The sequence below is a fragment of the Arthrobacter sp. 'calajunan' genome (assembly GCF_046940185.1).
GTDB classification, from domain to species: domain Bacteria; phylum Actinomycetota; class Actinomycetes; order Actinomycetales; family Micrococcaceae; genus Glutamicibacter; species Glutamicibacter soli.
Map to the genome: position 1 here is coordinate 150,223 of NZ_JBKZDY010000009.1, position 12,529 is coordinate 162,751.

13 protein-coding genes are annotated in these 12,529 nt (G+C 64.4%); 12 read left to right on the forward strand and 1 reads right to left on the reverse strand.

Translation table 11 applies throughout. The features are described 5' to 3' along the window. The first annotated feature begins 96 nt into the window (after positions 1 to 96). From RF641_RS14380 to RF641_RS14390, 3 genes are all read left to right on the forward strand, one after another. A complete protein-coding gene (locus RF641_RS14380; RefSeq protein WP_424573450.1) occupies positions 97 to 756 on the forward strand; it encodes a TetR/AcrR family transcriptional regulator in 660 nt (219 codons plus the stop codon). A 73-nt stretch (positions 757 to 829) separates the two neighbouring features. Then, complete coding sequence (locus RF641_RS14385) at positions 830 to 1,303, forward strand: hypothetical protein (protein WP_120991706.1); 474 nt, start codon at positions 830 to 832, stop codon at positions 1,301 to 1,303. A gap of 159 nt (positions 1,304 to 1,462) precedes the next feature. Continuing rightward, positions 1,463 to 1,798 carry a cupin domain-containing protein gene (locus RF641_RS14390; RefSeq protein WP_047120514.1) on the forward strand — a complete coding sequence of 112 codons (336 nt, stop codon included), beginning with the start codon at positions 1,463 to 1,465 and terminating at the stop codon, positions 1,796 to 1,798. Between the two features lie 89 nt (positions 1,799 to 1,887). On the opposite strand, the gene RF641_RS14395 is transcribed toward RF641_RS14390, so the two are convergent. After that, the gene (locus RF641_RS14395; RefSeq protein ID WP_047120513.1) at positions 1,888 to 2,070 is read right to left on the reverse strand and encodes a hypothetical protein; all 183 of its coding nucleotides are present in this window, start codon (positions 2,068 to 2,070) and stop codon (positions 1,888 to 1,890) included. Positions 2,071 to 2,390: 320 nt separating this feature from the next. Here RF641_RS14395 and uraD point away from each other — a divergent pair, with 320 nt between their 5' ends. From uraD to chvE, 9 genes are all read left to right on the forward strand, one after another. After that, positions 2,391 to 2,885, forward strand: a complete 495-nt coding sequence (gene uraD / locus RF641_RS14400) for a 2-oxo-4-hydroxy-4-carboxy-5-ureidoimidazoline decarboxylase (protein WP_047120512.1) — start codon at positions 2,391 to 2,393, stop codon at positions 2,883 to 2,885. A gap of 53 nt (positions 2,886 to 2,938) precedes the next feature. Continuing rightward, positions 2,939 to 3,295: a hydroxyisourate hydrolase gene (gene uraH, locus RF641_RS14405; RefSeq protein ID WP_047120511.1), complete on the forward strand. Its 357-nt coding sequence runs from the start codon at positions 2,939 to 2,941 to the stop codon at positions 3,293 to 3,295. Positions 3,296 to 3,299: 4 nt separating this feature from the next. Then, positions 3,300 to 4,223 (forward strand): factor-independent urate hydroxylase, encoded by a 924-nt coding sequence (pucL, locus tag RF641_RS14410; RefSeq protein WP_047120510.1) that lies wholly within the window; start codon positions 3,300 to 3,302, stop codon positions 4,221 to 4,223. 77 nt (positions 4,224 to 4,300) lie between these two features. Continuing rightward, positions 4,301 to 5,836 carry a nucleobase:cation symporter-2 family protein gene (locus RF641_RS14415; RefSeq protein ID WP_424573451.1) on the forward strand — a complete coding sequence of 512 codons (1,536 nt, stop codon included), beginning with the start codon at positions 4,301 to 4,303 and terminating at the stop codon, positions 5,834 to 5,836. Between the two features lie 139 nt (positions 5,837 to 5,975). Continuing rightward, on the forward strand, positions 5,976 to 7,037 hold the full coding sequence (locus RF641_RS14420) for a LacI family DNA-binding transcriptional regulator (protein ID WP_113607324.1): 1,062 nt from the start codon (positions 5,976 to 5,978) through the stop codon (positions 7,035 to 7,037). A gap of 164 nt (positions 7,038 to 7,201) precedes the next feature. Continuing rightward, a complete protein-coding gene (locus RF641_RS14425; RefSeq protein WP_424573452.1) occupies positions 7,202 to 8,815 on the forward strand; it encodes a xylulokinase in 1,614 nt (537 codons plus the stop codon). Between the two features lie 11 nt (positions 8,816 to 8,826). Next, entirely contained in the window at positions 8,827 to 9,543 is a 717-nt protein-coding gene (locus RF641_RS14430) for an L-ribulose-5-phosphate 4-epimerase (protein ID WP_113607326.1), read from the forward strand. A 7-nt stretch (positions 9,544 to 9,550) separates the two neighbouring features. Beyond that, entirely contained in the window at positions 9,551 to 11,062 is a 1,512-nt protein-coding gene (gene araA / locus RF641_RS14435; RefSeq protein ID WP_424573453.1) for an L-arabinose isomerase, read from the forward strand. 244 nt (positions 11,063 to 11,306) lie between these two features. Further along, a complete protein-coding gene (gene chvE / locus RF641_RS14440) occupies positions 11,307 to 12,476 on the forward strand; it encodes a multiple monosaccharide ABC transporter substrate-binding protein (RefSeq protein ID WP_047120504.1) in 1,170 nt (389 codons plus the stop codon). The last annotated feature ends 53 nt before the right edge of the window (positions 12,477 to 12,529 follow it).

Sequence of the window (12,529 nt, forward strand, 5' to 3'; positions counted from 1 at the left end):
ACTAATTTACGCCACATGGCGTAAAATTACCTGTGAAGGTCATGAGGATAGACTTGGCGACCGAAGCAAGCGGCACGGAGGAAGGGTCGTACGGGCATGAGCAGGCATAGCGACAAGGCGCGGGAGGCGCTGATGGATGCGGCGGAAGAACTCTTCGCCATCCATGGAATCGATGGCGTCTCGAACCGGAAGATCACCGAACATGCCGGCACGGCGAACCATTCGGCGATCAAGTACCATTTCGGGACCCGCGACGACCTGCTCAATGCGCTGATCCGCCGCGCCATCACCGAAGTTTCGGAATTCCGGGAGGCCCTGCCGGTCAGCGAGGACCTCGACGGCGGCCTGCGCGAAGTGGTAACCCATCGGGTGCTGCCGTGGATCTACTACCTGGCCGCCCAACCCGAGCCATTCTGCCGGGCGCAGTTCCTCTATCAGGTGCGCGGCTACCCGGGCCTGTCCGGAATCGGCGCAGAAATGCTCCGTGGTGATGAGCTGCAGGCCGATCTGGTGGGCAGGACGCGCCACGAACTGCGCGGCATTCCCGCTTCGGTGCTCCGAGCCCGCGCGGGAATCCTCGGCTATATGGTGCTCGGGATCAGCGCGGAGTTCGAGCGCCAGGTGTCCGAGGGGGAGCATGCGGCGACCTGGGAGGAGCTCGGCTACTTCCTGGTCGACTCCATCGTGGGCATGGTCGCCGCCCCGAGCACCGCGAAATCCGAGTTCCTCGATTTCGGCGGGCCATCCCGCGGATAGAAGCCGAGGACAATCCGCAGATCAACCGACGTATCGAAGGACACCATGAAAAGCAACGGAAAATCCCGAAGCGATGACCAGCAGGCTGAAGGAGCGCGTCTACGTGACCTTCACCGCGCTCGCGGTGCTGCTGGCCATGAACCTGCACAGCCATGACCCGAAACCCGGGGCATCGGCCGTGAGCCTGCTGGTGACCGTGGCCGCGATCCTGATGGCAGGACTGGTTGCCGACCTGATTTCCCACTCGACGGTCCACGCGTCGCTGCCCACACGCGCAGAGCTGCGCCACCAGCTGGAAGTCGCGTGGGGAGCTGGTGGAGCCATTGTCGGTCCGCTGATCCCGTTGGGTCTCAGCGCGCTCGGGGTCTTCTCCACGTCCACGGCGCTGATCTGGGGGCAGTGGATGCTCGTGGCGGCGTTGGCATTCTTTGCCTGGCTCTCTTTGCGCCGGAGCAAGCTCGGCTTCTGGCGCACCCTGTGGCTGATGCTCGTGCTCGTCCTGGTCGGCGTCGTGGTCATCGCGTTGCAGCTGCTGGCCCATTCCTAGGCGCCCTCGGGTGCGATATGTCTCGGTGCCCGGAGGGTGGATCGGCGTGAATTCCTTGACCGGCACCGAACTGCAGGACATGCTGTAAGCCAAGGTGCCGGGCGGAGTCTGACCTGCTCGGGGCATTGACGGCAGTATCGCCTGCGGAATGGGGATGACATGAAGAAATTTTCACTTGCGGCCATTGCGCGCACTGAATTGCGCGAAGCAGTGAACGCCAGCAACGGTCGTGCGGCGCGCACGGTCTTCGGCGGGCACGAGCACGTCATGCGGCAAACGGTGATGGCTCTGGCGCGGGGCACCGAGCTGCAGGAGCATGAAAACCCGGGCGAGGCCACCATTCTGGTGATTTCCGGAAGGATCCGCATCAGCTCGGGCGGCGAGCAGTGGGAAGGGCGCAGCCAGGACCTGCTGGTCCTTCCCGACGGCCGCATCCAGGTCACCGCGCTGGAGGAATCGAGCATTCTCTTGAGCGTGGCCAAGAACGGGCGGTGACTTCCCGTTAAATAACGCAGAGACCATGCCCGACGCCTCAGGAGAATGGTCTCTACGCAGTTTGTGGGTGCACCTAGGTGCAGTGCTGGTTACCGGCCGAAGAGCTTGGTCCAGATGCTCGGCGCCTGCGGGGTGATGCGGATGCGCGGAGCGATGTCGGGGTCCAGGTTCTCGATCGGTTGAAAGAGCCCTGTCCGCAGTGCCTCGGTGGCCGCGACCAGACGCTGTCCCTCCGGTGAGCAGTTGAAGTTGGCTGGATTGATAGCGGTCATTGCGACCCTCCTTCAGATGGTTCAACTTCCGAATTATGGAAGTTTTATTTTGCTTTACGAAACTAGTATGGGGGTCTCACTGCACTGATGGCAATAGTCCCGGGCAAAAAAACTTATCCATGGTGCGGAAAAAACCCTAAAGTCTGACTTATCCAAGTTTTTTTGGAACACGACTTGACGGCCATGGTGTGAACTGGCTTACAGTGGTGAACAAGTTCCACGGAGCCAACATCTAGTCGAAGCCGAATTTTTCGGTGGTAAGGGTGTTCAGCTAAAGCTCCCTGGGTTAACCCTTGAGCTAGAAATGAGCTGAGCACCCGATGCACCTCAACGTATTCAATGAAGTCTCCGCCGCCGAAGCGGCCGAAATTCTGCGTCCGTGCATCGATGTTGAGCGCTGGATCAATGATCTGGTTTCTGCTCGCCCCTTCTCCTCGCTGGCTGCCCTCCACGAGTCCGCAACCCGCAGCGCCGCACCATTCAACCGCGACGAAATCGCCGCGGCCTTGGCTCATCACCCGCGCATCGGAGAACGAGCCGGCGGAAACAGCCAGGAAGCAACCCTCTCCCGGGGAGAGCAGGCGGCCCTGGACCTCAATGCGGACATCATCGAACGCCTTGCCGCCGCCAACCGGGCCTATGAACAGCGCTTCGACCGCGTCTTCCTCATCCGCGCCGCCGGGCGAAGCAGCGAGGAAATCCTCGCCGAATGCCAGCGCCGACTGGAAAACACCGACGAGGCGGAGCTGGCCGAAGTAGCCGACCAGCTGCGCCAAATTGCCCTGCTGCGACTGCAGGACGCGGTCAAGAACTAACTTCCAGAGCACCTTCCCTCCAGCGACCGACTCATTAGTCAGGAGACGAAAACATGGCAGATGCCAGCGCAGAGCGCAGCCACATCACCACCCACATTCTCGACACCGGGACCGGGAGGCCATCCTCCGGTGTCAAGGCCACGCTGGAAGCCAAGACGGCATCCGGCTGGCAAGAAATCGGCTCGGGGATCACCGATGCGGACGGCCGCATCAAGAACCTCGGCCCGACTCAGGTTGAAGCAGGCCACTACCGGGTTTCATTCGAAATCGGGGACTACTTCGGGAAGCAGGGAACGGAAAGCTTCTTCCCCGGGGTAACCATCGACTTCTACGTCAACAACGTCGATGAGCACTACCACGTACCTCTTCTTATCAGCCCGTTTGCATATTCCACGTACCGAGGGAGTTAGAACAATGACTACCGAAATCACCGCCCCAGCATCCACCGGCATCGTCCTTGGCGAGAACCAGTACGGCAAGGCCGAGGTCCGCCTAGTCAAGATCACCCGCGACACCGCCCGCCACCAGATCGAAGACCTGAACGTCACCAGCCAGCTGCACGGCGACTTCACCGAAGCCCACCTGGAGGGGGACAACGGCAAGGTCGTCCCGACCGACACCCAGAAGAACACCGTCTACGGCCTGGCCCGCGACGGTGTGAACAGCCCGGAGGAATTCCTGCTCCGCCTGGGCGCCCACTTCACCGGCGAGTTCGAGTGGATCACCGGCGGCCGCTGGGCGGCCCAGCAGTACTTCTGGGACCGCATCAACGACCACGACCACGCCTTCTCGAAGAACAAGAACGAGGTCCGCACCGCGGTGCTGGAAATCGCTGAAGACGGCTCCAAGAGCATCGTCGCCGGTCTGGAGGACCTGACCGTCCTGAAGTCCACCGGCTCCGAGTTCCATGGTTTCCCGGTCGACCGCTACACCACCCTGAAGGAAACCAGCGACCGCATCCTGGCCACCGACGTGACCGCCCGCTGGCGCTACACCTCGGAAGCCATCGAGGCGGGCATCGACTTCAACGCGGTCTATGCCTCGGTGCGCGAGCAGCTGCTGACGCTGTTCGCCAACACCCACTCGCTGGCGCTGCAGCACACCATGTTCGAGATGGGCAAGGCCGCGCTGGAGGCCAACGAGCAGATCGCCGAGATCAAGTTCTCGCTGCCGAACAAGCACCACTTCCTGGTGGACCTCGAGGTCTTCGGCCAGGACAACCCGAATGAAGTGTTCTTCGCCGCGGACCGTCCATACGGCCTGATCGAAGCCACCGTGACCCGTGAGGGCGGCGCAGCCAAGCACCCGATCTGGTCGAACATTCCAGCATTTATCTAATTTTGATAAGCGGCGAGGGTGTGCCGATGCGGACACATCGGCACACCCTTGGCAGCGACTGACTTAGGAGGTCAGCCATGAGCGCTACACAAGATGAATCTATCAAAGGGACGCGTCCCGAAGATGCCAAGTTACCACTAGGCAAGACTTTTGCCTACGGTTTGCAGCACGTCTTGACCATGTACGGCGGCATCATCGCACCGCCGCTGATTATCGGCAGCGCAGCCGGTCTATCACCCGAGGAAATCGGCCTGCTCGTCGCCAGCTGCCTGTTCGTGGGCGGCCTGGCCACCATCCTGCAGACCATCGGCATCCCGTTCTTCGGCGCGCAGCTCCCGCTGGTGCAGGGCACGTCCTTCGCCTCGGTGGCCACCATGGTCGCCATCGTCAACGGAGGAGGCGGCATCCAAGCGGTCTTTGGCGCGGTTCTCGTGGCGTCGCTCATCGGCTTCCTCATTGCCCCGTTCTTTGCGAGGGTCATCAGATTCTTCCCGCCGGTCGTCACCGGCACGGTCATCACGATGATCGGAATCTCCCTGACTCCCGTGGCCGCCAACTGGGCCATGGGCGGGAATGCCAAGGCGGATGACTACGGGTCGCTGGCCAACATCGGCTTGGCCGCCGGCACCCTGCTGGTAGTCATCCTGCTTTCGAAGCTCGGCAATGCCGCGATCTCCCGCATGTCCATCCTGCTGGCGATCGTCATCGGCACCGTCGCCGCCGCCCTGCTGGGCATGGCGGACTTCTCCAAGGTCGGCAACGGCTCGATCTTCGCCTTCCCGCAGCCGCTGGCCTTCGGCATGCCGATCTTCGAAATCGGCGGCATCATCTCGATGACCATTGTGGTGCTCGTAATCCTGACCGAGACCACCGCAGACATCCTGGCCGTCGGTGAAATCGCCAATACCAAGGTCGACTCCAAGCGCATCGCCGACGGCCTGCGTGCCGACATGGCCTCCTCGGTAATCGCTCCAATTTTCAACACCTTCACCCAGTCCGCCTTCGCGCAGAACGTCGGCCTGGTCGCCATCACCGGCATCACCAGCCGTTTCGTGGTCGCCGCCGGCGGCGGCATCCTGGTGGTCCTCGGCCTGCTGCCCGTCCTGGGCCGCGTGGTGGCCGCGATCCCGACCCCGGTCCTGGGCGGCGCAGGCATCGTCCTGTTCGGCACCGTGGCCGCCTCGGGCATCCGCACCCTGTCCAAGGTCAAGTACGACGGCAAGAACCTGATCATCGTGGCGGCCTCCATCGCCTTCGGCTGCGTGCCGATCGTGAAGCCGGACTTCTACGAGAGCTTCCCGGTGTGGTTCCAGACCATCTTCCACTCGGGGATCTCCTCGGCCGCCGTCATGGCGGTGCTGCTGAACCTGCTATTCAACGTCCTGCAGGCCGGCAACACCAAGGACAACTCGGTCTTTGCCGCGGCCCCGCCGCGCATGGTGAAGGAAGAGGAAGTCTGCGGCCTGATCGAAGGAGACCACTTCGAGGGCGGCAAGCTGATCGACAAGGACGGCTACGAGATTCCCGTGGTCACTTCCGAAGACTACGAGAAGATCCAGACCGGAGCGATCCAGATGCCTGCACCCAGGCTCGCCGGGAGCTCGGAGCACTGAGTCTGACCCGGGGGATCCCGAACAAAACAAGAACGACCGCGAAAAGATGGACAAGGATCCATCCTGAGCGGGCTCAACGCCCGCAGGCCATGCGCCTGCGGGCGTTCGCCCGTGTTGGCGGGAGGAATGGTTTGCAATAATGACGGATGTGAATACTGTTCAGCCCACTGAAGGGCCAGCCGCGCACCGTCCGCCGTCCATGGCCGACGTCGCGGCGGTGGCCGGGGTATCCCATCAAACCGTCTCCCGGGTGCTGAACGACCACCCCAACGTCCGCCAGGGAACCCGCGAACGCGTGTTGGAAGCCATCGAGCAGCTCAGCTACCGCCGCAACCGCGCGGCCCGCACGCTGGCGACCTCCCATTCGAGCATCGTCGGGATCCTGACGGTCGGCAGCGAGTTCTTCGGACCGCAGTCCACGGTGCTGGCCATCGAGGCGGCCGCCCGCAGCAAGGGATACTTCGTGACCGTCACCGCGCTGGACCGCTACGACGTGCGTACCTCCATGGCAGCGCTGAACCACCTGATCGACCAAGGGGTGGACGGGGTCGTCGTGGTTGCGCCGTTCGAGAAGATCACCGATGCCATCGATGCAGCGAACTTGAAGGTGCCAGTGGTCGTGGTGGCCGCGCGCACCTCCGTTCCGGACGACGACCCGGCGCGCTACGTGTACGTCGACCAGCGAGAGGGCGCCCGGCAGGCCACCCGCCACCTGCTGGCGCTGGGCCATCGGAAGATCGCCCACGTCTCGGGCCCCACCGGATGGTTCGATGCGGTTGAACGCAAGATCGGCTGGCGCGAGGAGATGTCCGCCGCGAAGGCCCCCGCCATCGAGGTTCCGGCCGAATCATGGCTGTCTCCCAGCGGCTATGAAGCCGGCCAGCGCCTTGTGGAGCAGGTGCGCGCCGGCGAGGTGACAGCGGTGTTCGCCGCCAACGACTACCTGGCCATCGGCCTGCTGCGCGCCTTCTGGGAGGGCGGCGTGAACGTGCCGCAGGACGTGTCGGTCGCCGGGTTCGACGACCTGCAGGTATCCAACTACCTGATTCCGGCGCTCACCACGGTACGCCAGCCCTTCGAAGAGGTCGGCCAGGCGGCCCTGAACGAGCTGCTCAGCCCCGACCAAGGGAATTCGCTGCCGCGCGTGACCGCCCCGACCATGGTGATCAGGGCGAGCACCGCACCGCCTCCCTCCGCATAGGTTCCAGCCGCCGCGGTCTGAGCAGAATAGCTCCGAATGTATTGCGCATCTCATTTTGTTAGCGCTAACATTAAGTCCAAGTTCCCGTCAGCCCCCGTTTTCGCTCCCGAGGGGTTGACGCTGCAAAGACGCTGCCCCGCACCGGGGCCGAGGATGGAGTACCCATGGCTGTTGTGCCGACCGAGAGCGCCGCGCGCGACTGCATTGCCGCCGGGCAGGCCGTATTGGGCATTGAATTCGGATCCACCAACATCAAGGCGAGCCTCATCGGGGCGGACCATGAGCAACTGGCCAGCGGCAGCCACGCCTGGGAAAACCAGTACGTGGAGCGCACCTGGACCTATTCGCTCGAAGCTGTCGCCTCCGGACTCCAGGAGGCAGTTGCCATGCTGCTGGCCGACGCCGAGAAGCGCCATGGCGTACGACCCCAGCAGTTCGCGGCCATCGGCATTTCCGCGATGATGCACGGCTATCTCGCCTTCGACCAGGCCGGCGAGCTGCTGGTACCGTTCCGCACCTGGCGCAACACCTCCACCGGGCAGGCCTCGGCGGCCCTGACGGAAGCCTTCGGCGTGAATATCCCGCTGCGCTGGTCGGTGGCCCACTACTACCAGGCGCTGCTGGATGGCGAGGAGCACACTTCGCGCATCGGGCACCTGACGACGCTCGCTGGCTACGTCCACCAGAAGCTGACAGGTCGCCGGGTCTTGGGGGTCGGCGACGCGTCCGGGATGTTCCCGATCGACAGCGCGACCGGCGGCTACGATGCAGCGCTGGGGCGGCGCTTCGACGAACTCGCTGCAGCCAGCGGAGCCAGCGGGCGGCTGTTCGACCTGCTTCCGCAGGTGCTGCCCGCCGGGCAGGACGCGGGGAGGCTGAGCCCCGAAGGGGCGAGGCTGCTGGATCCGTCCGGAACCCTCCAGCCAGGGGCTGCATTCTGCCCTCCGGAGGGCGATGCCGGAACCGGCATGGTCGCCACCAATTCCACGGCCCCGCGCACCGGCAATGTCTCGGCCGGCACCTCCATTTTCGCGATGGTGGTGCTCGATGCCCCGTTGGCCTTCCCGCACCAGGAGATCGACCTCGTGGCCACCCCCGCCGGGGATCCGGTGGCCATGGTGCACTGCAACAACGGCGCCAGCGAACTGGCGGCCTGGGCAGGGGTCTTCGGCGAATTCGCGGCCGCGCTGGGTTCCCCGGCGGACTCCGAGAAGGTGTTCTCGACCTTGTTCGCCGCCGCGCTGGAAGGCTGCCGGGACGGCGGGGGACTGCTGGCCTACAACTACCTTTCCGGGGAGCCGGTCACCGGGCTTCAGGAGGGCCGTCCGCTTCTCCTGCGCACCCCGGATTCTTCGCTGAACCTGGGCAACCTGATGCGCGCCCACATCTACGGGGTCTTCGCCACCCTCAGCCTGGGCATTCGGATCCTGGCTGCCGAACACGCGGCGGTTGAAAAAATGTATGCCCACGGTGGCATTTTCCGCACTGCCGGCGTGGCCCAGCGTTTCCTGGCGGCGGCACTCGACGTCCCCGTCGCCGTGGGGAGCACCGCCGGACACGGCGGTGCCTGGGGCATCGCGGTACTCGCAGCCTACCGCCTGGCCCGCGCGGAGCAGCCGCAGCTGGAACTGTCCGACTATCTCGCGGACCGCGTTTTCGCGGGTGCCGCAGTCAACACCGTCCTGCCCGACCCAACGGACGTGGCCGGCTACGCCGCCTACCTGCGCGCCTACGTCGACGGGCTGTCCGTCGAGCGCGCCGCCATCCACGCCATCTGAAGGAGCCATCGATGAGTTCAAGCCGTACCCTCCAGGACTACCCGGAGGCCATGCGCGATCAGGTGCGGCGCGTGAGGGAGGTCGTCGCGGGCCTGCACGCCGAGTTGCCGCGCTACGAACTGGTGGTCTGGACCGCCGGCAACGTCTCCCAGCGCGTGCGCCACCCTCAGGTGGCTGACGGCAGCCAGGACCTGTTCGTCATCAAGCCCTCGGGGGTCTCCTATGACGAGCTGACCGCCGAATTAATGGTGGTCTGCACGCTGGACGGGCAGCTGCTGGACGGCACGCGGGCCCCGTCCTCGGACACCGCGGCCCATGCCTACACCTACAGGCACATGCCCCACGTGGGCGGCGTGGTGCATACGCACTCCACCTACGCGACCGCCTGGGCTGCCCGCGGGGAACCGATCCCGTGCGTGCTGACCATGATGGCCGACGAATTCGGCGGACCCATCCCGGTGGGCCCCTTCGCGGTGATCGGGGACGACTCCATCGGCCGGGGCATCGTGGACACGTTGTCCGGCTCGCGCAGCCCCGCGGTGCTGATGGCCAATCACGGGCCGTTCACCATCGGCCCGGATGCCCGCGCCGCGGTCAAGGCCGCGGTGATGTGCGAGGAGGTGGCCCGCACGGTCCACATCTCGCTCCAGCTGGGCGAACCTACGCCTCTCGACGCCAGCCATATCGACTCGCTCTACGAGCGCTACCAGAACGTCTACGGACAGTAAGGACATCATGACCAAGGCCTATGACACCAAGGAGATCTGGTTTTTCACCGGCAGCCAGGACCTCTACGGCGAGGAGACGCTGCGCCAGGTGGCGCAGCAGTCCACCGAAGTCGCCGAGGCGCTGGACGCCTCGGCCCAGGTTCCCGCCCGCATCGTGTGGAAGCCGGTGCTCAAGGACTCCGACTCCATCCGCCGCGCCATGCTCGACGCCAACTCGGATGACAATGTTCTGGGCGTGATCACCTGGATGCACACCTTCAGCCCTGCCAAGATGTGGATCACCGGCCTGAAGGCGCTGGCCAAGCCGCTGCTGCACTTGCACACGCAGGCAAATGTCGAGCTGCCCTGGGAATCGATCGACTTCGATTTCATGAACCTGAACCAGGCGGCCCACGGCGACCGCGAGTACGCCTATCTGGCCACCCGGCTGGGCGCCGCGCGCACCACCGTGGTGGGCCACGTATCCAACCCGGCCGTGGCCAAGCGTGTTGGCGCCTGGGTGCGCGGCGCCGCCGGATGGGATGCGGTGCAGGGGTTGAACCTGGTGCGATTCGGCGACAACATGCGCAATGTCGCGGTCACCGAGGGCGACAAGACCGAGGCGGAGATCCGCTTCGGGGTGTCGGTGAACAGCTGGGCGGTCAACGACCTGGTCGACGCCATGGCCGCGGTGGACCAGGCGCAGGTCGACGCGCTGGTCGCTGAATACGAGCGCGACTACGACGTCGCGCAGGAGCTGCGTGCGGGAGGCGCGTGCCATGAATCGCTGCGCTATGCCGCGGCGCAGGAGATCGCGCTGGAAACATTCCTGCGCCAGGCCAACGCCTGGGCCTTCACCACCAACTTCGAGGACCTGGGCGGGCTGCGGCAGCTGCCCGGCCTAGCGGTGCAGCGCCTGATGGCCAAGGGCTACGGCTTCGGCGCCGAAGGCGACTGGAAGACCGCAGTGCTGGTGCGCGCGGCCAAGGTCATGGGTGCAGGGCTTCCCGGCGGCGCTTCGCTCATGGAGGACTACACCTACGACCTGACCCCGGGCAGGGAACTGATTCTCGGTGCGCACATGCTGGAAATCTGCCCCTCGCTGACCACCGTAAAACCCCGCGTGGAAATCCACCCGCTGGGAATCGGCGGGCGCGAGGACCCGGTGCGCATGGTCTTCAACGCCGGCGCAACCGAGGGAGCGGTGGTCGTATCAATGGCTGACATGAGAGAACGCTTCCGCCTGACGGCAAATGTGGTGGACGTTCTCGCGCCGCCGGCCGACCTGCCGAACCTGCCGGTGGCACGGGCGGTGTGGCGTCCGCGTCCGGACTTCAATACCTCGACCGAATCCTGGTTGGCTGCCGGCGGAGCGCATCACACCGTCATGTCCACGGGTGCGGGAATTGAAGAGTTCGAAATCTTCGCCGAGATCGCGGGCACCGAGTTGCTGGTCATCGACGAGGAAACCACCCGGCGCAACTTCGCCCAGCAGATCCGGGTTAACCAGGCGTATTTCCGGCTGGCCCAAGGTTTCTGAAACTTCAGGCGGCATCCGGTATTCCCGGCTACCGGCAATCACCGCTACGCATTACGCGACAGTAACATCAGGTCACGAGATGGATGGGCTCCACGACCTGCGCGTAATGTCGTGGATCACATTCGTTGCCTCGAACCCGGAAGGATATTTTTGTAAGGAAGGGTGGCTCATATCACTTGTTAGCGCTAACATAGTGTGAGCCGGGTCCCATTTCCGGGCGAGGCGGACTTTTCAAGGAGGAAAAATGGCATGGAATAACTGGGCCCGCAAGGCTGCGGCAACCCTCGGATCCGTCGCACTGGTCACGACCCTCGCCGCATGCGGCGGCAGCGGTGCAGGCGGCGGCGCCGGAGCCGGCAGCGGAGAATCCACCGCACCGGAGGACATCCAGGTCGGCGTGGCAATGCCCACCGAAACTTCGGAACGCTGGATCGCCGACGGCGATGCCGTGAAGTCGCAGCTGGAGGAAGCCGGTTATTCGGTGGACCTGCAGTTCGCCAACGACGACATCCCGACCCAGCAGCAGCAGATCGACCAGATGATCACCAAGGGCGCGGATATCCTCGTTGTCGCCTCGATCGACGGCACGGCGCTGTCCAACCAGCTGCAGGCCGCCGCGGACCAGGACATCCCGATCATTTCCTACGACCGGCTGATCAACGGCACGGAAAACGTCGACTTCTACGTCACCTTCGACAACTACAACGTCGGCGTGCAGCAGGCGACCTCGTTGCTGACCGGCCTGGGCCTGCTGGATGCCGACGGCAACAAGACCGACAAGAAGGGTCCGCTGAACATCGAGCTGTTCGCCGGATCGCTGGACGACAACAACGCCCACTTCTTCTGGAAGGGCGCCATCGACACCCTGCAGCCGTACCTGGATGACAAGACCCTGGTGGTCAAGTCCGGGCAGACCAAGATCGAGCAGGCAGCCACCCTGCGCTGGAGCCAGGAAGAGGCCCAGAGCCGCATGGAAGACCTGCTGACCGCGCACTACGCCGGCGGCAAGACCCAGCTGGACGGCGTCCTCTCGCCATTCGACGGCATCTCCCGCGGCGTCATCACCGCCCTGAGCAACGCAGGCTACGGCAAGGACATCAAGGCCGGGCTGCCGGTCGTCAGCGGCCAGGACGCGGAAATCGCCTCGGTGAAGCTGATCGATGACGGAGTCCAGTACTCCACCATCTTCAAGGACACCCGCAAGCTGGCCAGCCAGGCCGTCGACGCGGTCAAGGCCTACGCCGGCGGCGGCGAGCCGACCGCCAACGACACCGAGTCGTACAACAACGGCGTCAAGGCAGTTCCTTCCTTCCTGCTGGAATCGGACATCGTGATTGCTGACAACATCCAGAAGCTGCTGGTTGACTCCGGTTACTACACCGCGGACGAAGTGAAGTCCGGTCAGAGCAAGTAGCGCTCCTACCGGCTGGGGGTTGGCGGGCCGGCACCTGTCTCTTATACACATCT